This is a genomic window from Paraburkholderia tagetis (genome assembly GCF_022213065.1).
Classification (GTDB): domain Bacteria; phylum Pseudomonadota; class Gammaproteobacteria; order Burkholderiales; family Burkholderiaceae; genus Paraburkholderia; species Paraburkholderia tagetis.
Genome location: NZ_JAKLJA010000012.1, coordinates 35,025 through 56,634, shown reverse-complemented (window position 1 = coordinate 56,634; position 21,610 = coordinate 35,025). Strand labels below are relative to the sequence as shown.

15 protein-coding genes are annotated in these 21,610 nt (G+C 63.0%); 4 read left to right on the top strand and 11 right to left on the bottom strand.

The features are described 5' to 3' along the window. Nucleotides 1-107: 107 nt before the first annotated feature. Entirely contained in the window at nucleotides 108-608 is a 501-nt protein-coding gene (locus L5014_RS16445) for a hypothetical protein (protein ID WP_238464795.1), read from the top strand. Here the strand turns inward: L5014_RS16445 and L5014_RS16440 are convergent. The 4 genes from L5014_RS16440 to putA all read right to left on the bottom strand — a co-directional run bounded on the left by L5014_RS16440 (nucleotide 576) and on the right by putA (nucleotide 8,717). Then, a complete protein-coding gene (locus tag L5014_RS16440; RefSeq protein WP_238464794.1) occupies nucleotides 576-1,658 on the bottom strand; it encodes a T6SS immunity protein Tli4 family protein in 1,083 nt (360 codons plus the stop codon). The two genes, L5014_RS16445 and L5014_RS16440, sit on opposite strands and share 33 nt — an antisense overlap. Continuing rightward, nucleotides 1,655-3,238, bottom strand: coding sequence for an esterase/lipase family protein (locus L5014_RS16435; protein WP_238464793.1), 1,584 nt, complete (start codon nucleotides 3,236-3,238; stop codon nucleotides 1,655-1,657). Before L5014_RS16435 ends, L5014_RS16440 begins: the two co-directional genes overlap by 4 nt. A gap of 275 nt (nucleotides 3,239-3,513) precedes the next feature. Further along, a complete protein-coding gene (locus L5014_RS16430; RefSeq protein WP_238464792.1) occupies nucleotides 3,514-4,662 on the bottom strand; it encodes a branched-chain amino acid ABC transporter substrate-binding protein in 1,149 nt (382 codons plus the stop codon). A gap of 92 nt (nucleotides 4,663-4,754) precedes the next feature. Further along, complete coding sequence (putA, locus tag L5014_RS16425; RefSeq protein WP_238464791.1) at nucleotides 4,755-8,717, bottom strand: trifunctional transcriptional regulator/proline dehydrogenase/L-glutamate gamma-semialdehyde dehydrogenase; 3,963 nt, start codon at nucleotides 8,715-8,717, stop codon at nucleotides 4,755-4,757. A gap of 286 nt (nucleotides 8,718-9,003) precedes the next feature. Between putA and L5014_RS16420 the strand changes: the two genes are divergently transcribed. Beyond that, nucleotides 9,004-9,150, top strand: coding sequence for a hypothetical protein (locus L5014_RS16420; protein WP_238464789.1), 147 nt, complete (start codon nucleotides 9,004-9,006; stop codon nucleotides 9,148-9,150). Here the strand turns inward: L5014_RS16420 and L5014_RS16415 are convergent, their stop codons facing one another. Continuing rightward, nucleotides 9,151-11,457 carry a primosomal protein N' gene (locus tag L5014_RS16415; protein WP_238464788.1) on the bottom strand — a complete coding sequence of 769 codons (2,307 nt, stop codon included), beginning with the start codon at nucleotides 11,455-11,457 and terminating at the stop codon, nucleotides 9,151-9,153. A 426-nt stretch (nucleotides 11,458-11,883) separates the two neighbouring features. Then, the gene (hemE, locus tag L5014_RS16410; RefSeq protein ID WP_238464787.1) at nucleotides 11,884-12,975 is read right to left on the bottom strand and encodes a uroporphyrinogen decarboxylase; all 1,092 of its coding nucleotides are present in this window, start codon (nucleotides 12,973-12,975) and stop codon (nucleotides 11,884-11,886) included. Between the two features lie 259 nt (nucleotides 12,976-13,234). On the opposite strand from hemE, the gene L5014_RS16405 reads away from it, so the two are divergent. Next, a complete protein-coding gene (locus L5014_RS16405; protein ID WP_238464786.1) occupies nucleotides 13,235-14,104 on the top strand; it encodes a transporter substrate-binding domain-containing protein in 870 nt (289 codons plus the stop codon). Between the two features lie 833 nt (nucleotides 14,105-14,937). Here L5014_RS16405 and L5014_RS16400 read toward each other — a convergent pair. Beyond that, nucleotides 14,938-16,680: an AMP-binding protein gene (locus L5014_RS16400; RefSeq protein ID WP_238464785.1), complete on the bottom strand. Its 1,743-nt coding sequence runs from the start codon at nucleotides 16,678-16,680 to the stop codon at nucleotides 14,938-14,940. Between the two features lie 43 nt (nucleotides 16,681-16,723). On the opposite strand from L5014_RS16400, the gene L5014_RS16395 reads away from it, so the two are divergent. After that, a complete protein-coding gene (locus L5014_RS16395) occupies nucleotides 16,724-16,867 on the top strand; it encodes a hypothetical protein (RefSeq protein WP_238464784.1) in 144 nt (47 codons plus the stop codon). A 136-nt stretch (nucleotides 16,868-17,003) separates the two neighbouring features. Here L5014_RS16395 and L5014_RS16390 read toward each other — a convergent pair whose 3' ends face one another. The 4 genes from L5014_RS16390 to atpA form a co-directional block, all read right to left on the bottom strand. Beyond that, nucleotides 17,004-17,429, bottom strand: a complete 426-nt coding sequence (locus tag L5014_RS16390) for a F0F1 ATP synthase subunit epsilon (RefSeq protein ID WP_238464783.1) — start codon at nucleotides 17,427-17,429, stop codon at nucleotides 17,004-17,006. A 129-nt stretch (nucleotides 17,430-17,558) separates the two neighbouring features. Continuing rightward, complete coding sequence (gene atpD, locus L5014_RS16385; protein ID WP_238464782.1) at nucleotides 17,559-18,953, bottom strand: F0F1 ATP synthase subunit beta; 1,395 nt, start codon at nucleotides 18,951-18,953, stop codon at nucleotides 17,559-17,561. A 91-nt stretch (nucleotides 18,954-19,044) separates the two neighbouring features. Beyond that, entirely contained in the window at nucleotides 19,045-19,926 is an 882-nt protein-coding gene (gene atpG, locus L5014_RS16380) for a F0F1 ATP synthase subunit gamma (protein ID WP_238464781.1), read from the bottom strand. Between the two features lie 94 nt (nucleotides 19,927-20,020). After that, the gene (atpA, locus tag L5014_RS16375) at nucleotides 20,021-21,562 is read right to left on the bottom strand and encodes a F0F1 ATP synthase subunit alpha (RefSeq protein ID WP_238464780.1); all 1,542 of its coding nucleotides are present in this window, start codon (nucleotides 21,560-21,562) and stop codon (nucleotides 20,021-20,023) included. Nucleotides 21,563-21,610 lie beyond the last annotated feature (48 nt).

The window sequence follows — 21,610 nt, the reverse complement described above, 5'->3', positions numbered from 1 at the left end:
GTCCTGAATTATCGTCTGGCCATATCGCCCGGATATGGCGTTCATGGTTTGATGTCCACGTTGCGTGAACAACCCTAATTTAAGATGAACAGCACGGGGCTCGTGGGATGATGATGCGCGCAACGCAACATTCCGTTCAGACAATGACAGCAGACAGTGAAGACATCGATCTGCGGCACCCTAGCGGCCCGTTGATTTACGGTGTTATCGAAGTAATGGTTTTGATAGTGGTATATCTTTATTCAGACTTGAATAGTTTTTCGGGTGCCGGACTATTCGTCCTTGCGTTATTCGCAACCGGTATCATTTCGGCTTTCAATTGCCTGTGGGCGCTATGGAACACAGTCAGTGTGCGCGCTCGCACACTGAAGATCTGGAACGGGGTTGCGGCCATCTTGCACGGTACCGCATCCATTGCTATTTTCCTGATATTTTGTGAACTATCAGATAGCGGTCGCCTATTGCGGAGGCGGGCACTGAGTGACGGCAAGAGTGTGCCCGAATTCGCTGCGCCGCCCGATGATGGAAACATGGGCGGTGCATGTGCATTCGGCCTGACGTATTTCCTCGACTCGTCACAGCGCGCCGGGCCTGATACGCACGGTTAGCGATACTGCGTCCCACAGCGCAACGGCCTCACCGGTCGTGAGCGACCCTTTTTCGAGATTCACCACCTTCTCTTCTATTTCTAGCTGCCCGCCGGTCTCCATATCCAGAAACAGATACGGTGATGAAGGACTACTCGTGGTTTCATTGACGGAGAGTGAGAAAGAGTCGCCGCGCCCGCCTCCAGGTTGGCGGGTTTCGCTCAGCCATTCCTCGGCTTTCAGATCAGGCAGATTCACGGTGCCCTTACGGATAACATCCGTGGCCGCCGCCTTGAGCATCGTGCGCATTTCCAGGCCATCCATACGCTGTAATAGCGACTCATTTCCTTGAGGCGCGGTATCGACATATACAGAAAAATAAACGTCGCGGTTGCTTGTCAATCTAAATCCGCTGTTCACGAACTGCTCGTCCGACGCCTTCCCGGGCAGAAAGCCGCCAGCGAAGCACAGCCCTGGCTCAGTCGGGATTTCCTCTTTTGGACGGCCATGCAGTTTCTCCAGTAAGCCAAGTACAACATCTACCTTGTCTGGAAAGTTATTTTTGATGACCATCTTTCGCACGATCGGGTCATCGGTCTGGTCCGGGTGCAGATAGTCGTAGGCCTCGAACTTGAGCAGGAACCGATACCCTCGGTCCCACTTGTAGCCTTCGATATATCGTTCGCTTGGATCGTCGTGGACAGTACCGCGATGAACAAAGTAGTAAGTATTGGCTCCGCGCGCTGCCCCGGCCACATACAGGAACGGGTATGCATCAATGCTTTTCGTCCCTTTCAACGTTGTTTCCCGCTGCGCGATCTCCTGCCGGTAGGCCTCCTCGGTCATCGCCTCCGCAGTCACATCGACACCCAGAATATTGGCATAGCCGTATTCCGATGCGTCCTCCGGAATGTCAATCAAATAGCGGCCCGCACACCGCGCTTTTAGATTTGCAGTGAGTTCAGTCACGACTTGCTTTTCCTTTTGGGTCAACGGTGAAAGCTCGTAATCGCAAGCGGCAACCGCAAATATCAGGCAGGCAAATACCAGTGTTGCACGCACCCAGTTCATGTCTTGTAGTCCAGTGCGGTGCCCTTCACGCTCTGCGCGATGCGTGTAATGGCGTGAAGGGTGAAGCGCCGGGTAGCATCATCCTTGTAGGCCCCTTCATGGTCGATACCCGCGAATGCCACACAGGCGCGCACGCGCTGGCCGGGCGCACGACCTGAGCGCACCGGAACCGTACCGTCTCCATGTTCGTCCGCATCCCCCAAAACGAACGTGGAAACCATGGTCGTTTCATTCTGCGTTATTGCTATCAGTCGGCCGCCAGACGCCGGATCGTCCTTGCCGCGCTTTCCTAGCAAGTCGGCGATGGCTGGAACGCCGCCACGCAGAAGTGGCGGTGTGTGCTGCGTCCACATGACATTGCCGTATGCCTGATGTTTCTCATCGTCGCCGTAGAACACATAGGTGTTGGCGTGGTATTTACCACTGATGGCGTCGTGGAATTTCCGGACCTTGTTTCGAATTAGGCGTTCAAAGTTACGCCAATCCTGATCGACGGTTTTCTTCCCGATATCTAGCGGATCCAGCAGCAAGTCATCGCACAGCCCCCACCACGTGCCACGCACCGTGTAGATTTCGCTGTACGGGTCCGATTCCGGTAATGCGACGAATCGCTCACCGTCCCTGATCATGAGCCACCCCATGCCGTAATCGCGACTCGGCAACAACTGCAACGGACCCGGCGCATTGCCAACCACCGCAGTCATGGTGGAGGCATTCGGTCCCACCGCGAGAGCCGCCAGAACGCCGCTGATACCTGTGCCTTCCGTGCCCGCCTTCATCCGCTTGTAGGCGGCCGCCGCGCCCGTGGCGGGCATCACGCCATGCACGATCCCAAGTACCTTGTCGCGCATTCCCAAAACTTCGGAATAGTAGCGGGCTACCAGCCCCCCCATCGAATGGGTGACGAGAATCACCTTGTCGCATTGCCAGTGGAACTTCTCACGATACCAGGCCGTGATTTCATCGATCCGCGTCTTCAGACGCTCCGCCGACACGGCATTCGATTGCAGCCAGTTATAACCGACCGCATGCACGGGAAACTGATATTTGTATGAGAGCGCCACCTCGTCGAATACCAGCTTTTCGAGGCCGGGGGTAACGATATGGCACAGACTCTCGCGCAATCCCTTGCGACCGTAATCGGTTGCCTCGTGCACGTCGTCCAGTGCGTTTTCGAGCCACGCCAGCCACTCGCCGTAACTCATGTAAGCGACTTCGCCCCAGCCGCGACGACGCAATTCGTCTTCGGTCTGTGCCGTGCCGGATGAAATCTTGCCACGACGGAAAACCTCGGTGGTACCGGGATTTAGAACACGCTTGCGAGTCGCTGCTCCTTGTTTCGCCCAAGGCAGGGCTGTGCCTGGCCCGTCGAGTAACCAAACGGGCTCCGGCGGATTAGCGTTCTTTCTCGCCAGATTCGTTCCCATGACGCCAGGCACGAAGACCACGGGAATAATCCGCTGTGGGACCATATAACAGACCGCTGTACTGTTATCGGGCGGCGACGTGATGGATGTGTAATGAATCGATCCGTCGTCGGCAATCTTCGCAGGGATGATGCGTTCGAATTGTGTAGCCAATGCAGGTTTCTCCCATTTGCGCGGAACGTGTGTTTAAAGAAACAACCCGTAGAGGTCGGGCAACAGACTGGGCCGTGGCACTAGCCAGCTTCAACCCAGCGACCTTGATACGGGAGACACCTGTCAGGGGCAATGCGCAAAATCAAGAGAAGCCAATGCAGCTTGAACGTATCCAGCTCCAAGAAGAACCAAAACAAAAGCCCCGCAGGCTTCAAACCTGCGGGGCTTTTTCACATCAACCGCGATCAACCGCGGATCAACCGCGAGCGAGGCGCTTACTTGCCGCCCACGCTTTGCAGCGTCGTCCACTTGCCGTCGACGACCTTGTACAGCGTGATGCCGCCGTTCTTCAGGTCGCCCTTCGAGTCATACGCGAGATCCTTCGTCGTCACGGCCGGCATGCTGGTCTTCGCGAGGAACGGCAGGTACTTCGCCGGGTCCGTCGAGTTGGCCGCCTTCATGGCCGCGAACATCGCCATCGCGCCGTCGTAAGCGTACGGCGAGTAGGTCTGGACGTCTTCGCCGAAACGCTTCTTGTACTTCGTGACGTAGTCCTTGCCACCCGGCATCTGGTCCATCGGCAGGCCTGCAAGCGACGCCACCGTGCCGTTTGCCGAATCACCCGCGATCTTCAGGAAGGTCGGCGTGTGCACCATTTCGCCACCCATCAGCGGCGCCGTGATGCCCAGCGACTTCATCTGCTTGACCATTGGGCCGGCTTGCGAATCGGCGCCACCGTAGTAGATCAGGTCCGGCTTCTGCGCCTTCAGCTTGGTCAGAATCGACTTGAAGTCCACGGCCTTGTCGTTCGTGTACTCGCGGTCAATGATCGTACCGCCCGCTTCCTTCGCGGCCTTCGCGAACTGGTCGGCGAGACCCTGGCCGTAGGCCGTGCGGTCGTCAACCACGGCAATCTTCTTCATGCCCAGGCTCTTCACCGCGAACGTGCCCGCGACCGAACCCTGCTGCGTGTCGGAGGTCATCATGCGGAACGTGGTCTTGAAGCCCTGCTGCGTGTATTCCGGCGCCGTCGCCATGGCGATCTCGGGAATGCCCGCGTTCGCGTAGATGCGCGATGCCGGAATCGTCGTGCCCGAGTTGAAGTGGCCGAGCATGCCCTTGATGCCGTCGTCCACGAGCTTCTGCGCGACCGTCGTGCCCGTGCGCGGGTCGGCCTGGTCGTCGGCCGCGTCCAGCACGAAGTGCACCGGCTTGCCGCCGATCACCGGCTTGGTCGCGTTCATGTCTTCGACCGCGAGCGTGATGCCGTTCTGGAAGTCCTTGCCGTAGTGCGCCTGTGCGCCCGTCATCGGGCCAGCGAAACCAATCTTGACGTCGTCTGCTTGCTGCGCGTTCGCAGTCCCCGCCAGCGACAGTGCAGCGACCAGCGTTGCGCCTGCCAGCTGTTTCATCGTGTGTTGCATGTTTTCTCCTTGGTACCCGGTATCGAATGAGCGGCTTCGGCTCGCGCCTGCCGCTTCCGTGTCCTTCAACGACTGACAGTATGGCCTCAAGCCTAGCCGATCGTCATCAGGTTTGCATTGCCGCCTGCCGCAGCGGTGTTCACGCTCACCGAACGCTCCGTGAGCAGACGTTCGAGCGCGTAGTCTTCGTCGCCATTGGCGAGCGCATGTGCCGCCACGCCCTGCACCGAGACGATCGGACCGCTACGCTTGGCCACTTCTTTCACGAGGCCGAGCAGCTCGTCGCTGTCGCCTTCGAAAAGCACGGCGTCGAACTCGGCGTCGGCCGTCTTCTTCACTGCGACGTGCGCCTTGAGCGCAGCCGGCAGCGCGTGTACGAGTGCCTCGCCCGCCGCGCCCTGGAACAGCGCGCGGTTGCCCGTGGCCAGCACGACGGCGAGTTGCGCACGCGCGCCCGTCGGCGTGGACGCCACGCACAGCACCGTGCCGCGCGCCGAAAGCGTGTAGGTATTACGCTCGCCCGTCGGGCCCGGCAGCACGGCCGTTGCGCCCGCAAGCACATATTGCAGATAGCCGTCGCAGCGCGCCGCGAGTGCCGGCTCGCGCTCGGCGATCAGCCAGTCGCGCAGCGTCGTGAGCGTCGCGTGGGCCGACTGCGGGGCTGACTGCGGCGCGCGCTTGTCCTCGGCGTCCGCCTGCGGCGCATCCACCACCAGCGCCTTCGTGAGCGACTGCGGCAGCCCTGCCGGACGCTTGGCCAGCAGACGCGACAGATACAGCGCGCCACCCGCCTTCGGCCCCGTGCCCGAGAGCCCTTCGCCGCCGAACGGCTGCACGCCCACCACCGCGCCAATCACATTGCGGTTCACGTAAATATTGCCCACGTGCGCGCGGCCGACCACATGCGCGATCGTTTCGTCGATACGCGTATGGATGCCGAGCGTGAGGCCATAGCCCGTCGCGCGAATCTGCTCGAGCAATTTGTCGAGCTGGCTGCGGCGATAGCGGATCACATGCAGCACCGGCCCGAACACCTCGCGCTTGAGCTCTTCAAGACTATCGACTTCGATGAGCGTGGGCGGCACGAAAGTGCCTGCCGCGCAGCTCTCCGCCATCGGCATCTGCGTAACCTTGCGGCCCTTTTCGCGCATCGTGCCGATGTGCGTGTCGATGCCGCGCTTCGCTTCCATGTCGATCACGGGACCGACATCGGCCGAGAGACGATCGGGATTGCCCACCGCGAGTTCCTTCATCGCGCCCGTGAGCATTTCGAGCGTGCGCTCGGCCACGTCGTCCTGCAGACACAGCACGCGCAGCGCCGAGCAACGCTGGCCTGCGGAATCGAACGCGCTTTGCAGCACGTCGGCCACGACCTGCTCCGCGAGCGCCGATGAATCGACGATCATCGCGTTCTGCCCGCCCGTCTCGGCAATCAGCGGAATCGGACGGCCATCCGAATCGAGACGCTGCGAAAGCGTCTTGTTGATAAGGCGCGCGACTTCGGTCGAGCCCGTGAACATCACGGCGCGCGTGCGCGCATCGGCGACGAGCGCCGCGCCCACGGTTTCGCCATCGCCCGGCAGCAGTTGCACGGCGCCTGCGGGCACGCCCGCTTCGCGCAGAATGCGCACGGCCTGGGCGGCGATCAGCGGCGTCTGTTCAGCCGGCTTCGCGAGCACGGTGTTGCCCGCTGCCAGCGCGGCGGCCACCTGGCCCATGAAGATCGCCAGCGGGAAGTTCCACGGGCTGATGCACACCACGGGGCCGAGCGGTCGATGCGTATCGTTCGAGAATTCTTCGCGGATCTGCGTCGAGTAATAGCGCAGGAAGTCGATGGCTTCGCGAATCTCCGCCACGGCGTTCGGCAGCGACTTGCCCGCTTCGCGCACGATCAGGCCCATCAGCGTATGCATCTGCGCTTCGAGCAGATCGGCGGCGCGTGCGAGGCAATCGGCGCGCGCTTCCACGGGCGTCGCTTGCCAGATCGGCGCGGTGGCCACGGCGTGCGTGAGCGCGGCGCTCACGTGCTCGCTCGTTGCCTCCACAACGGTCCCCACGAGGTCGCGATGATCGGCGGGATTGCGCACGTCGCGCGCGGTGGCCTCAGCGAGATCGGCATCGGCAAGCATCGGCGCGGCGCGCCACGGATGATGCGCACTCGCGAGCAGCGCCGAAGACAGCGACGCCAGTCGATGTTCGTTCGAGAGGTCGAGGCCCATCGAATTCAGGCGCTCGCCGCCAAAGAGATTGCGCGGCAGCGGAATCTTCGCGTGCGGCGCGCCTGTCGGCACGACCTTCGAGGCTTCGTCGATGGGGTTCGCGACCAGCTCGCTCACCGGCACGGTTTCATCGGCGATGCGGTTCACGAACGAGGTGTTCGCGCCGTTCTCGAGCAGACGGCGCACGAGGTACGCGAGCAGCGTCTCATGCGTGCCGACCGGCGCGTAGACGCGGCACGGACGGTTGAGCTTGCCCTGCGAAATCGGACCCGTGACTTCTTCGTACAGCGGCTCGCCCATGCCGTGCAGGCACTGGAACTCGTACTGGCCGGGATAGTAGTTCTGGCCCGCGAGGTGATAGATCGCCGAGAGCGTGTACGCGTTGTGCGTGGCGAACTGCGGATACACGGCGTCGGGCGCGTTCAGCAGCTTCTTCGCGCAGGCGATGTACGAAACGTCGGTGTAGATCTTGCGCGTGTAGACCGGATAGCCTTCGAGGCCATCCACCTGCGCGCGCTTGATTTCCGTATCCCAGTAGGCGCCCTTCACGAGGCGCACCATGATGCGGTGACGGCTGCGGCGTGCGAGATCGACGATGTAGTCGATCACGAACGGGCAGCGCTTCTGATAAGCCTGCACCACGAAGCCGATGCCGTTCCAGCCCGCGAGCTCCGGATCGAAGCACAGCGCTTCGAGCAGGTCGAGCGAGAGTTCGAGGCGGTCGGCTTCCTCGGCGTCGATATTGAGGCCGATGTCGTAGCGGCGCGCGAGCACGGCAAGCGCGCGCACGCGCGGCAGCAGCTCGCTCATCGTGCGCTCCTGCTGCGCGCGCGAGTAGCGCGGGTGCAGCGCGGAGAGCTTGATCGAGATGCCCGGGCCTTCGTAGATGCCACGTCCACCTGCGGCCTTGCCGATCGCGTGGATCGCCTGCTCGTACGATGCGTAGTAGCGCTGCGCGTCGGCTTCGGTGGTGGCCGCTTCGCCGAGCATGTCGTACGAGTAGCGGAAGCCGCGTGCTTCGAACTTGCGGCTGTTGGCAAGCGCTTCGGAGATGTTCTCGCCCGTGACGAACTGCTCGCCCATCAGGCGCATGGCCATGTCCACGCCCTTGCGGATCAGCGGCTCGCCGCCCTTGCCGATCATGCGCGTGAGCGCCGAGGAAAGCCCCGTCTCGCTGTTGGTCGTGACCAGCTTGCCGGTGATCATGAGGCCCCAGGTGGCGGCGTTCACGAACAGCGACGGCGCGTGGCCCACGTGCGATTTCCAGTCGCCCTTGCTGATCTTGTCGCGAATGAGCGCATCGCGCGTGGCGCGGTCGGGAATGCGCAGCAGCGCCTCGGCCAGGCACATCAGCGCGACGCCTTCCTGGCTCGAGAGCGAGAACTCGTGGATCAGTCCTTCGACGCCGCCGCCGGCGCCCTTGGCGCGCAGCGCCTCGACGAGCTTGGTGGCGAGCTTCGTCACCTCGCCCGTGAGGTTCGCGGGCAGACGCGCCTCGCCGATCAGGAACGGCACGCACTCAGGCTCGGGGCGGCGGTAGGCAGCCGTGATGGCCGCGCGCAGCACCGATTGCGGTTGCACGTTCTGGGCGAAGTCGAGGAACGGGTGCGACGCTGCTTCTTCGTCGCCGTCGCCGGTTGCGCCCTCGCCGAGATCGGCTGAGCTCATGTGGCCGTTCAGCTCGGGGGGCAGCTGGCCATGCTCGATCCTCTCGAGATAGGCAAAGATCGCTTGCTTGATCAACCAGTGCGGGGTGCGCTCGAGGCGCGTGGCGGCATCTTTGAGCCGCGAGCGGAGCAGGTCGTCGACCTTTACGCCAAGGGTGGTGCTAGCCATGTTTCCTTCGTATGCCGGCTGACCCGCACCGGCGAAGATCAAAAAGTTGGCGAATCGTACCCCTCCAAATAAAAAGGTGCAACCACCCGGCAAGTTTGGTTGCACCACGCGCAGAGCCTTATGTGGCGCAGGTTTGCGGCCAGCGCCCGCTGGCATTGGCCCGCGCGTTGCACTCGGTATTTTCCCTGGCGAGCAACAATCAGGTGAACCCTAATCGATTCCGCAGCCGTGCCGTTATACAAACATTACGGGGGCCGATCATTGAATCCGGCGTGAGGACCGAAAAATGGAAAAGTGGCTGGTGGTGACGGGTGTCTGGTTCATGTGCGCGCTGTGCGCCGTGTTGTTCATTCGTGGCGCGACGGCGCCCGCCATGCGCAAAGTGCGCGTGCGAGACGCTCGAGCGCAGGCGGCCCACGCCGCGCGACGCTGATCAGATATCCAGCGGATCGACTTCCAGGTTCCAGCGCAGCACGCCCCGCAAGGCGCGCAGCGCGGGTTGCCACGCCCGCAGCGTCGCTTGCAGGGCGGCACGCGACTGGCTCTCCACGAGCAGTTGCGCGCGATGCACGTTCATGACTTTCACGATCGTGAGCGGTACCGCGTCGTAAGCGGTGACGCGCTCGGCAGCCGGGATCTGCGCGAGCGCCTGCGCAGCCTCGGCCAGAAACGCCAGCGCCGCCTCCAGCGTGCGCCCTTCGGCGCGCAGCAACGCCTGATAGACGAACGGCGGCAGATGCGCGTCGCGGCGCTCGGCAATCTGCGAATTCGCAAAGCCCACGTAGTCGTGGCGCGCCAGCGCGTGATAGATCGCATGACGCGGGTAGCGCGTCTGCACGATCACCTCGCCGGGTAAGCCCCCGCGCCCCGCACGCCCGCTCACCTGCATCAATTGCGCGAACAGCCGCTCGCTGGCCCGGAAATCGTGCGAGAAAAGCGCGTTATCGGCGTTGAGCACGCCCACCAGCGAGACGCGCTGGAAGTCGTGCCCCTTCGCGATCATCTGCGTACCCACGAGGATGTCGACGTCGCCGGCGTGGACGTCGGAGAACAGTGCCTGCGCGCTGCCCTTGCGGCGCGTGCTATCGGCATCGATGCGCAGCACCCGCGCGCCCGGCACCGCGCTCGCCAGCGCCTCCTCGATACGCTGCGTGCCGCGCCCCATCGGCGCGATATCGACGTTGCCGCACTCGGGGCAAGAATGCGGGATACGCGATTCCCAGCCGCAATGGTGGCAGCGCAGCGCCCGCTCGGGCTTGTGCAGCACCACATAGGCGCTGCAACGCGGGCAGCCCGCCACCCAGCCGCAGGCATCGCATGACAGCACGGGTGCATAGCCGCGTCGGTTCAGGAACACGAGGCTCTGCTCGCCGCGCTCGAGGCGCGCCTTCATCGCCGTAACGAGCGGGCCGGAGAGGCCCTCGAACGAGGCGCGGCCGCGCCGGCGCTCTTCTTCCAGATCGATCAGCTTGACGCTCGGCAGCACCGCATCGGCGATGGCCCGGCGTGACAGCGTGAGGCGCGTATAGCGGCCCTGCTCGGCCTGCCACCAGCTTTCGAGCGACGGCGTGGCCGAGCCCAGCACGACGGGCACGCCTAGCTGCTTCGCGCGCCAGACGGCGAGATCCCGCGCCGAATAGCGCAGCCCTTCCTGCTGCTTGTAGGCAGGGTCGTGCTCCTCGTCCACCACCAGCATCGCCAGACGCGGCAGCGAGGCCAGCACGGCGAGGCGCGTGCCCAGCACGATGCGTGCGCGGCCCGTATGCGCGGCGAGCCAATGCTGCGCACGCTCGCCTTCCGCGAGGCCGCTGTGAAGCGTGACGATGGCGTCGTCGGGCAGCACGCCTGCGAAGCGCGTGCGGAATGCCGCCTCGAACTGGGGCGTGAGGTTGATTTCAGGGACGAGAACGAGCGCCTGGGCGTCGGACTCGCGTTCGAGCAGGCCCGACAGCGCGCGCAGATAGACCTCGGTCTTGCCGCTGCCGGTTACACCGTGCAGCAGGAATGGCGCGAAGCCGCGCGCCTCGAGAATCGCCTCGACGGCGGTGGCCTGTTCGTCGCTCAGCAGGTGCAATGCCGCCGCCGCGATGGCGCCTTCGGTGGCATTTATGAGGCTTCTGGCGCCATCGGCAGGGTCATGGTCGCCATTCCCGGTGGACGAGCGCCCCACGGCACCAAACGCCACGCACTCGTACTCGGCCCAGCCCGCTTCGCGCCAGGATTCGAGCGTGGCGGCCGCCTTCGGGTGCAGCGCGCGGGCGTCGGCGAGATCGAGTTCGCCCGCGTCCACCAGGGCCTGCGCAAGCCGCCGCAGCGCCTGGGCGCGCGCGGGCAACGCCTCGGGCAGCGCCTCGCGGCCCGCCGGCAGCAGCCGGTAGCGCTCCTCGGGCGCGAGCAGGCGCGGCCAGCGCGCCGGATCGCGCAGTGCCTGGGGCAGCGCCGGCAGCGCGACCTCGCCCAGCCCGCGCTGATAGTAGTCGGCGGCAAAGCTCGCGAGCGCGAGCCACTGCGCCGAAAGCGGCGGCAAGTCCGCGCACACGGCGCTCACGTCGCGCAGCTTGTTGGCCGGCACGTCACTGTGAGCGCTTACTTCGCAGATCAGCCCCACTGCATCGCGGCGGCCGAACGGCACGCGCACCAGCATGCCGGGCTGCGGCGCCGGTGCGTCCGGCGGATAGCGATAGTCGTAGAGGGCGGGCAGCGGATGGTCGAGCGCCACGCGCACGAAGCATGGCGTCATGCGCAACCCCAACAGATACGGTGTAAACACCGTGTGCTGGCGCACCAACGCCCGAAGTTAAAGTAAAACTTCACTTTCCGCGCTAAGTTTTGGATTCCGCAGAACAATCGCGCTCCCGTCGTCGCGCCTGTGGATAACTTTGTTAAGAACTTGGCCGCCCCGCCCCGTCGACAAGCCCCAACCGTCATTATGTGGGACACCGCACAAACCGCCGTGGAGCGCCGAAAGCCTTACCTGTCAAGGCCCTGAATGATTGCTCGCAGGCCTTGCTGGCGCCACGCGGCAATTTTTCCCTCTTGCGCGGCGCAACGAGGTAAGTGTGTATAAGTCAAGTCTTGACAGCGGCGTAACGGCATCTGGATGGCCTCTTGAGCCCGCACCGGACCCTGATGCCCGGAGCCCAGCCCGTTGCAGCGCAACAAAAAATCACGCAGCAGCAGCGCGCAGGGTCCGGCTGTGGCGATGCACTTCGTCCACGAGCTCGGCGACGTTTTCGGGCGGCGTGAACTGCGAAATGCCGTGTCCGAGGTTGAACACGTGGCCCGGATGAGCACCAAAGCTGTCGAGTACCGAACGCGCCTGTTCGCGGATCGCCGCCGGCGAGGCAAACAACACCGTCGGGTCGATGTTGCCCTGGAGCGCCACGCGATGGCCCACACGTTCGCGCGCGCGGCCCAGGTTGACGGTCCAGTCGAGCCCGACTGCATCGACGCCCGATTCGGCGATCTCGTCGAGCCACAGGCCGCCACCCTTCGTGAAGGTGATGACCGGCACGCGCTCGCCGTCGTGCTCGCGCTTGAGCTGGTCCACCACACGCTTGATGTAGGCAAGCGAGTAGCGCTGATAAATGCCGTCCGCGAGCGCGCCGCCCCAGGTGTCGAAGATCATCACGGCTTGCGCGCCGGCTTCGATCTGCGCATTGAGGTACGCGGCCACGGCCTGCGCGTTGATCTCGAGAATGCGCTCCATCAGATCGGGGCGTGCGTAGAGCATCGACTTCACGGTGCGGAAATCGTCCGAGCCGCCGCCTTCGACCATGTAGCAGGCGAGCGTCCACGGGCTGCCCGAGAAGCCGATGAGCGGCACGCGCTGACGCCCCTGCGCGTCGGTGAGCGCGCGGCGGATCTCGCGCACGGCGTCGGTCACATAGCCGAGCGTCGCGCCGATGTCAGGCACCGCGAGCTTCGCGACGTCCTCTTCGCTGCGCACCGGATGTGCGAACTTCGGACCTTCGCCCGCCTGGAACGAGAGGCCGAGGCCCATCGCGTCGGGAATCGTGAGGATGTCCGAGAACAGAATGGCAGCGTCGAGCGGATAGCGGTCGAGCGGCTGCAGCGTCACCTCGGTCGCGAAGTCGGGGTTCTTGGCGAGGCCGAGAAAACTGCCTGCCCGGCTGCGCGTGGCGTTGTACTCCGGCAGATAACGGCCCGCCTGGCGCATCAGCCAGATCGGCGTGTATTCGGTCGGCTGACGCAGCAATGCGCGCAGGAATGTGTCGTTCAGAAGAGTGTTGGCCACGGCGGGAGGCGCTGGTCGCGCAAGATTCGAAAGCAGGCGGCCATTCTACCGGAGCCGCCGCCGTGGCATGGTGCTGATGACCGGGATAAGCACCGCAAGCCGCTGCGCACCCATGCCCGCCTCCCGCGCGTCACGAGCGGCCATTGCGCATGCGCCCATCCAGTCAGTCCACGCTTAACGCGCGCATTTGGGCGGGCTATTATCGGATGCCTTTCCGCTCCATTACATCGAAACATCCATAAGAGAGGAGACACACCGCATGAACAAGAAGAAGGTCGCCACCGCTTGCTCGTTGATCGCCGCGCTTTTGACCGGCGTCGCTGGCCTCGCCGGAGCGCCAGACGCATTTGCCGAAAGCGCAGCAGCATCGGGTGTCGCTACGTCGGGTGTCGCTACGTCGGGCGTCGCTACCCCGGGTGCCGCTACACCCTCGCGACTAGACGAAGTGCTCTCGCGCGGCACGCTGCGCGCATGCACGACGGGCGACTACAAACCGTATTCGTTCCACAAGCCGGATGGCACGTTCGAAGGCATCGACATCGACATGACCGAGTCGCTTGCGAAGTCGCTGGGCGTGAAGGCCGAGTTCGTCAAGACGACTTGGTCGAATCTGATGAACGACTTCCTCGCGAAATGCGACGTCGCGGTAGGCGGTGTGTCGACCACGCTCGATCGACAGAAGCGCGCGTTCTTCACCGAGCCGTATCAGGTCGATGGCAAGACGCCCATCGTGCGCTGCGACGACGTGAACAAGTATCAGACGGTCGCGCAGATCGACCAGCCCGCCACGCGCGTGATCGTAAATCCGGGCGGCACGAACGAACGCTTCGCGAAGCAGTTTTTCCCGCACGCGAACTTGACCGTCTATCCCGATAACGTGACGATCTTCAAACAGATTCTCGCCGGCAAGGCGGACGTGATGGTCACCGACGCATCCGAAACACTTTTGCAGCAGAAGCTCAATCCGGGTCTGTGCTCGGTGCATCCAGACAAGCCATTCCAGTATGGTGAGAAGGCGTGGATGGTGCCGCGCGGCGACGCGGTGTTCCAGCAGTATGTCGATCAGTGGCTGCACCTCGCGCGCGCGAGCGGCGAGTATCAGGCAATCTCGGACAAATGGCTCAAGTAGCGTGACGCTGCCATAGCGGGCGCCGGGACACATCCCGGCGCGACATCATTCGCTAAATCCTATGATGAATTGCAACCACTCGTTGCAATACGGTATGAGCAATCCTTGCATCGCACGCATGGATTCATTCAGGAATTCCTGGTGGATGTACGTATGCGATATGGGTTTTTACGCGACCAATTTCTGTTAATGCCCATACAGTGGGGCTTTTCTTCATGCATGAAGAATGACGCGTCCAATACGTGTCTACGCATCGTCTGACAGCAATAAAAAATCCCCGGTAAAAATGACTTTCACAAAGTGCTCAGGATGGCAAAAAATCCCGCCGAGCCTTATCTGACGGGCGTTACAACCTGAAACACTTTGTTACCGCGAAGGTTCCTTAATTCGCCCACAATGCTTTCAACGGTTTCAACACGGATGTGGCTCGGTGTCAGTGTGAGCGGACACGACACACCGGCCGGTCGGCGTCATGCCGAAGCCCAGTCAGGGGCATCCTTGTTGGAGCCGTTACCGGCGTTTTGAAACGTTCCAAGACCCGGCTCCTCATTTGGTCTCCTCGCGCTAACCCCGTAGCGTGTGGTTTTTAGCGGGCTCCAGGCCCGCTTTTTTTTCGTCTATTTCCCTTCTCACGCCCGTTCGCCATCGCTCTGTTGCGATGACGCGAATAACCTCGCACGCATATTTCCAGCCCCGGCATTTATCGGCTCGACTGCCGCCGCGTTAGCAGAATGGCTAATTCACCGCCACGCCGATGCGTCGGCCAATTCATTCGACATGCGAAGCATTCGGCATTTCATGCCGTCCTGCCCGTCTCACGCTTCGCGGCGGCATCAGGCGGTCTTTTGCTCGGTGATTTTCAGTTCGTCGATCATGCGCGAGCGCATCACGAACTTCTGCACCTTGCCTGTCACCGTCATCGGCATTTCGTCGACGAAGCGGATGTACTTCGGGATCTTGTAATGCGCGATTTGCCCCTGACAGAACGCCTGAATCTCCTCGGGCGTGGCCACCTCGCCCGGACGCAGCACGATCCACGCGCAGACCTCTTCGCCGTACTTCGCATCGGGCACGCCGAACACCTGCACCGACTGCACCTTGGGATGGCGGAACAGAAATTCCTCGATCTCGCGCGGATAGATGTTCTCGCCGCCGCGAATCAGCATGTCCTTCAGACGTCCGACGATATTGCAGTAGCCCCCGGCGTCGAGCGTCGCGAGGTCGCCCGTGTGCATCCAGCCATCGACGATTGCCTCGGCCGTCTTCGCTTCATCGCCCCAGTAGCCTCGCATCACCGAGTAGCCCTTCGTGCAGAGTTCGCCCGTCTCGCCTACCGGCACGATGTTGCCGAGCGCGTCCACGATCTTCACCTCCAGATGCGGCTGGATGCGCCCCACCGTGGTCGTGCGCTTGTCGAGCGGATCGGTCGTCGCGCTCTGGAACGATACGGGGCTCGTCTCCGTCATGCCGTAGGCGATCGTGATCTCCGCGAGATGCATCTTCGAGACCACGCGCTTCATCGTTTCGATCGGGCACGGCGAGCCCGCCATGATGCCCGTGCGCAGGCGCGAGAGATCGAAGCTCGCGAAGTCGGGATGATCGAGTTCGGCGATGAACATTGTCGGCACGCCGTGCAGCGCCGTGCAGCGTTCCTCGGACACCGCTTCGAGCGCCGCGCGCGGGTCGAAGGCCTCGCCCGGAAACACCATGGTCGCCCCAACCGACACGCACGCGAGCACCGCGAGCACCATGCCGAAGCAGTGATAAAGCGGCACCGGAATGCAGAGCGAATCTTCTTCGGTGAGCCGCATCGCCATCGCGATGAAGCGGCCGTTGTTGAGCACGTTGCGGTGCGTGAGCGTGGCGCCCTTCGGGTTGCCCGTGGTGCCGCTCGTGAACTGAATGTTGATGGAGTCGCCAGCGTTCAGCGTCGCGCCGATCGCATCGAGCTCCGCGCGGCCGTTGCGCTCGAGCCGCTCTCGCCCCTGCTCGATCAGATCGCTGAAGTTCAGCATGCCGGGCGTTTCCGCGTCGCACATGCGGATCACCGCACGCAGTTCAGGTAGCTTCGCCGCGTGCAAGTCGCCAGGCGTCGCGCTCGCAAGCTCGGGCGCGAGCGTTTGCAGCATCTCGATGTACTTTGACGTCTTGAAGCTTTCCGCCGCGACGATCGCTTTGCAGCTCACCTTGTTCAGCGCGTATTCGAGTTCGGCAAGACGGTAGGCAGGATTGATGTTGACGAGCACGGCGCCGATGCGCGCCGTGGCGAACTGCGTGAGCAGCCACTCGAAGCGATTGGGCGACCAGATACCGACCCGGTCCCCCGCCGCGATGCCAAGCGACAAGAAGCCGGCAGCCACCACGTCCACTTCCTCGGCGAACTCGCGCCAGGTCCAGCGGATGCCCTGCTCGCGGAACACCACGGCCGGACGCTCCGGAAAGCGCTGTGCGGTCTCCTCGAGGAAAGCGCCGATGGTCGCGTCGGAGAGCGGTATGTCAGTCGTTCCGCGCACGTAGGAAAGGCCGTCTTTCGGCGCGATGAGCGCTTCGCGCACACCTGCTGCGTCGATTGCCATAGTGGCTGTCTCCCCGGGAGTCTCGCTCCCGATTGAAATAGATTTGAAAATCATTGTGCCACCGCGCGCACGGCCGGCAGCATCAAGTTTTACCCGCAGCGCATGGACCGCGGCCGGCGCCTTCGATCTGGTCATCGGTGGGCACGAAGGCATGATTTCGCATTACCTTTCCGTAAACGTCAAGTGATTTTCTCGTGTCGGCGCATTGGGGACGAGACGTGGGTGTCCTTGTTTGGCGAGCGCGCAAAAAAAAACGGGCTCCCCAATCGGAGAGCCCGTTTCAGAGCAACTGGCACGCACCCGAAGGGCGTGCTGTCGCGAGATCAGTGCTGGTTCATCTTGCGCAGGCGCTGGATCGCCGCGAGCTGTGCGACGGCGTAGGCGAGCTCCGCCTGTGCCGTTGCGTACTCGAGGTTCGAGCCGGCGTTCTGCACCGCCTCTTCGGCGCGCTTGCGCGCCTCGGTGGCCTTCGCCTCGTCGAGATCCTTGCCGCGGATCGCGGTGTCGGCGAGCACCGTCACGGCGCCCGGCTGCACTTCGAGAATGCCGCCGGCGACGAACACGAATTCTTCATCGCCGTCCGCGCTCACGATGCGCACCGCACCCGGACGAATCCGCGTGATGAGCGGCGTGTGGCCCGGCAGAATGCCCAGCTCGCCCGCTTCGCCCGGAAGCGCGACGAACTTCGCCTGGCCGCCGTAGATGCTCTCTTCGGCGCTGACGACGTCTACCTTGATGGTTGCTGCCATATGTGTCGACTCCTGTGTCGGCCGGAGTTGGCGCTTTAGCGCTTACTCCGACCTCATGCACAGCTCGGGTTAATCGGTTGCGGCGGCGACCCGGCAACGTGTGCCTGGTCGCCCGTTGGCAACTAACCCTTACTGGATCTTCTTGGCCTTTTCGAAGGCTTCGTCGATCGTGCCGACCATGTAGAACGCCTGCTCCGGCAGGTGATCGCACTCGCCGCCAACGATCATCTTGAAGCCGCGGATGGTTTCCTTCAGCGGCACGTACTTGCCCGGCGAGCCCGTGAAGACTTCCGCGACGTGGAACGGCTGCGAGAGGAAACGCTGGATCTTGCGTGCGCGGGCGACAGACAGCTTGTCTTCCGGCGACAGTTCGTCCATGCCCAGAATCGCGATAATGTCGCGCAGTTCCTTGTAGCGCTGGAGCGTCTGCTGCACGCCGCGCGTGATCGAGTAGTGCTCTTCGCCGATCACGTTCGGGTCGATCTGGCGCGAGGTCGAGTCGAGCGGGTCGACTGCCGGGTAGATACCCAGCGAGGCGATGTCACGCGACAGCACGACGGTTGCGTCCAGGTGGCCGAAGGTCGTAGCCGGCGACGGGTCGGTCAAGTCGTCCGCAGGGACGTACACGGCCTGAACCGAGGTAATCGAGCCCTTCTTCGTGGACGTGATGCGCTCTTGCAGCTTGCCCATTTCTTCTGCCAGCGTCGGCTGATAGCCCACTGCCGAAGGCATACGGCCGAGCAGTGCCGACACTTCGGTACCAGCCAGCGTGAAACGGTAGATGTTGTCGACGAAGAACAGCACGTCGAGGCCTTCGTCACGGAAGTGCTCGGCCATCGTCAGACCGGTCAGCGCGACGCGCAGACGGTTGCCCGGCGGCTCGTTCATCTGGCCGTACACCAGCGCGACCTTGTCCAGAACGTTCGAGTCCTTCATTTCGTGGTAGAAGTCGTTGCCCTCACGGGTACGCTCGCCCACGCCCGCGAACACGGAGAAGCCGCCGTGTTCCTTCGCGATGTTGTTGATGAGCTCCATCATGTTGACGGTCTTGCCCACGCCTGCACCGCCGAACAGACCGACCTTGCCGCCCTTTGCGAACGGGCAGATCAGGTCGATAACCTTGATGCCGGTTTCGAGCAGTTCGGCCGACGGGGACAGCTCGTCGAATGCCGGTGCCTTCTGGTGGATCGCGCGCTTGTTCTCGCTGACGATCGGGCCCGCTTCGTCGATCGGACGGCCGAGCACGTCCATGATGCGGCCGAGGGTCGGCTTGCCGACCGGCACGCTGATGGGCTCGCCCGTGTTCTTGACCACGGTGCCGCGACGCAGGCCGTCCGACGCACCCAGACAGATGGTGCGGACAACGCCGTCGCCCAGCTGCTGCTGCACTTCGAGGGTCAGTTCGGACCCGTCGAGAATCAGCGCGTCGTAGATCTTCGGCATGTGCTCACGCGGGAACTCCACGTCGATCACCGCGCCGATGCACTGTACGATCTTGCCTTCTACCAAAGCAGTTGTACTCATCGATTTTCCTTTAGATACCTGAATTCTTCACTCGGCCGCCGCTAGCTGAAAGTAGCGCAGCGGCGCGGTTTCGCGTTCGGCTTGTGCCCGGTCAGACCGCTGCTGCGCCGCCGACGATTTCCGAAAGTTCCTTCGTAATCGCGGCCTGGCGGCTCTTGTTGTACGAGAGCTGCAGTTCGTTGATGACCGTCTTCGCGTTGTCCGACGCTGCCTTCATCGCGACCATACGGGCCGACTGCTCCGACGCCATGTTTTCCGCCACGGCCTGATAGACCAGGGCTTCGACATAGCGGACCAGCAGTTCGTCCACGACGGTTTGCGCGTCCGGCTCGTAGATGTAGTCCCACTGCGACTTTGGCGTCGTGCCGTCGTCGTTGCCTTCGAGGCGCTCGTTCGACAGCGGCAGCAGCTGCTCGATGACCGGCTCCTGCTTCATCGTGTTGACGAAGCGCGTGTACGCCAGGTACACCGCGGAGAGCTTGCCTTCCGAGTACTGGTCGAGCTGCACCTTCACCGCGCCGATCAGCTTTTCGAGGTGCGGCGTGTCGCCGAGTTGCACGACGTTCGAAACGACCTTCGCGCGCAGACGGTTCAGGAAACCGAGGCCCTTGCTGCCGATCGCCGTTGCTTCGACCGTCTTGCCCGATGCTTCCAGTTCCTTGAACTTCTGCAGCGTCGCACGCAGCACGTTGGTGTTCATCCCGCCGCACAGACCCTTGTCGGTCGTGACGAGAATCACGCCGGCGACCTTCGCATCGTTGTTTTCCGTCATGAACGGATGACGATACTCGGGGTTCGCACGGCTCATGTGCGCAGCGATGTCGCGGACCTTGTCGGCATACGGGCGGGCGGCGCGCATGCGCTCCTGGGCGCGGCGCATCTTCGACGCCGCGACCATTTCCATCGCCTTGGTGATCTTGCGCGTGTTTTGCACGCTCTTGATCTTGCCGCGAATTTCCTTCATTCCAGCCATTGCTTGCTCCTTGATCGAAGCGTGGCGGGCGCACTGACTACTGCAAACCCGCGCCGCTTCAATGTCCGTTTATCGTGGTTGATTCCCGGACGGATCAGTATGCGCCGGACTTCTTGAAGTCCTTGAGAGCTGCGTGGAGCGCAGTCTCGTCGTCCTTCGACAGGTCCTTCTTGTCCTCGATGCGCGCGACGAGGTCGGCGTGCTTCGACTTCAGGTATTCACGCAGGCCCTTTTCGAATGCCAGGACGTCCTTGACTTCGAGGTCGTCGAGGTAGCCGTTGTTCGCCGCGAACAGCGAAACAGCCAGCTCCCACACTTGCAGCGGCTGGTATTGCGGCTGCTTGAGCAGTTCCGTCACGCGGCGGCCGCGCTCGAGCTGCTTGCGGGTTGCTTCGTCGAGGTCCGATGCGAACTGTGCAAACGCTGCGAGTTCACGGTACTGCGCGAGGTCGGTACGGATACCGCCCGACAGCTTCTTCACGACCTTGGTCTGTGCCGCACCACCCACACGCGAGACCGACACGCCAGCGTTAATAGCCGGACGGATGCCTGCGTTGAAGAGGTCGGTTTCCAGGAAGATCTGGCCGTCGGTAATCGAGATCACGTTCGTCGGAACGAATGCGGTCACGTCGCCGGCTTGCGTTTCGATGATCGGCAGTGCCGTCAGCGAACCCGTCTTGCCCTTCACTTCGCCGTTCGTGAACTTCTCGACGTAGTCGGCCGAGACGCGCGCGGCGCGCTCGAGCAGGCGCGAGTGCAGATAGAACACGTCGCCGGGGTAAGCTTCGCGGCCCGGCGGGCGGCGCAGCAGCAGCGAGATCTGACGGTATGCCCAGGCTTGCTTGGTCAAGTCGTCATAGATGATCAGGGCGTCTTGACCGCGGTCGCGGAAGTATTCGCCCATCGTGCAGCCGGCGTACGGCGCGAGGTACTGCAGCGCCGCCGATTCCGAAGCCGAAGCGGCGACCACGATCGTGTATTCGATCGCGCCCGTTTCTTCGAGCTTGCGCACCACGTTCTGGATCGACGAAGCCTTCTGGCCGATCGCGACGTAGATACAGATGAGGTCCTTGCCCTTCTGGTTGATGATCGTGTCGACGGCCACCGCGGTCTTGCCGCACTGACGGTCGCCGATGATCAGCTCACGCTGGCCGCGGCCGATCGGCACCATCGAGTCGATCGACTTCAGACCGGTTTGCATCGGCTGCGACACGCCTTCACGCCAGATCACGCCCGGAGCGATCTTCTCGATTGCGTCGGTGAGCTTGGCGTTGACCGGGCCCTTGCCGTCGATCGGGTTCCCGAGCGGATCGACCACGCGGCCGATCAGTTCGGGGCCCACCGGCACTTCGAGAATGCGGCCCGTCGTCTTGACGATGTCGCCTTCCGAGATGTGCTCGTACTCGCCCAGAATCACGGCGCCGACCGAGTCGCGCTCGAGGTTCAGCGCGAGGCCGAAGGTGTTGCCCGGGAATTCGAGCATTTCGCCCTGCATCACGTCCGACAGGCCGTGGATACGCACGATACCGTCGGTCACAGAGATCACGGTGCCCTGGTTGCGAACGTCGGTGCTCGCTTCGAGGCCCTGGATCCGGCTCTTGATCAGCTCGCTGATCTCAGAGGGATTGAGTTGCATTATTCGCTCCTGATGTTCAATTCTGTTGCGTGCCAGCCGCCGCGCCCA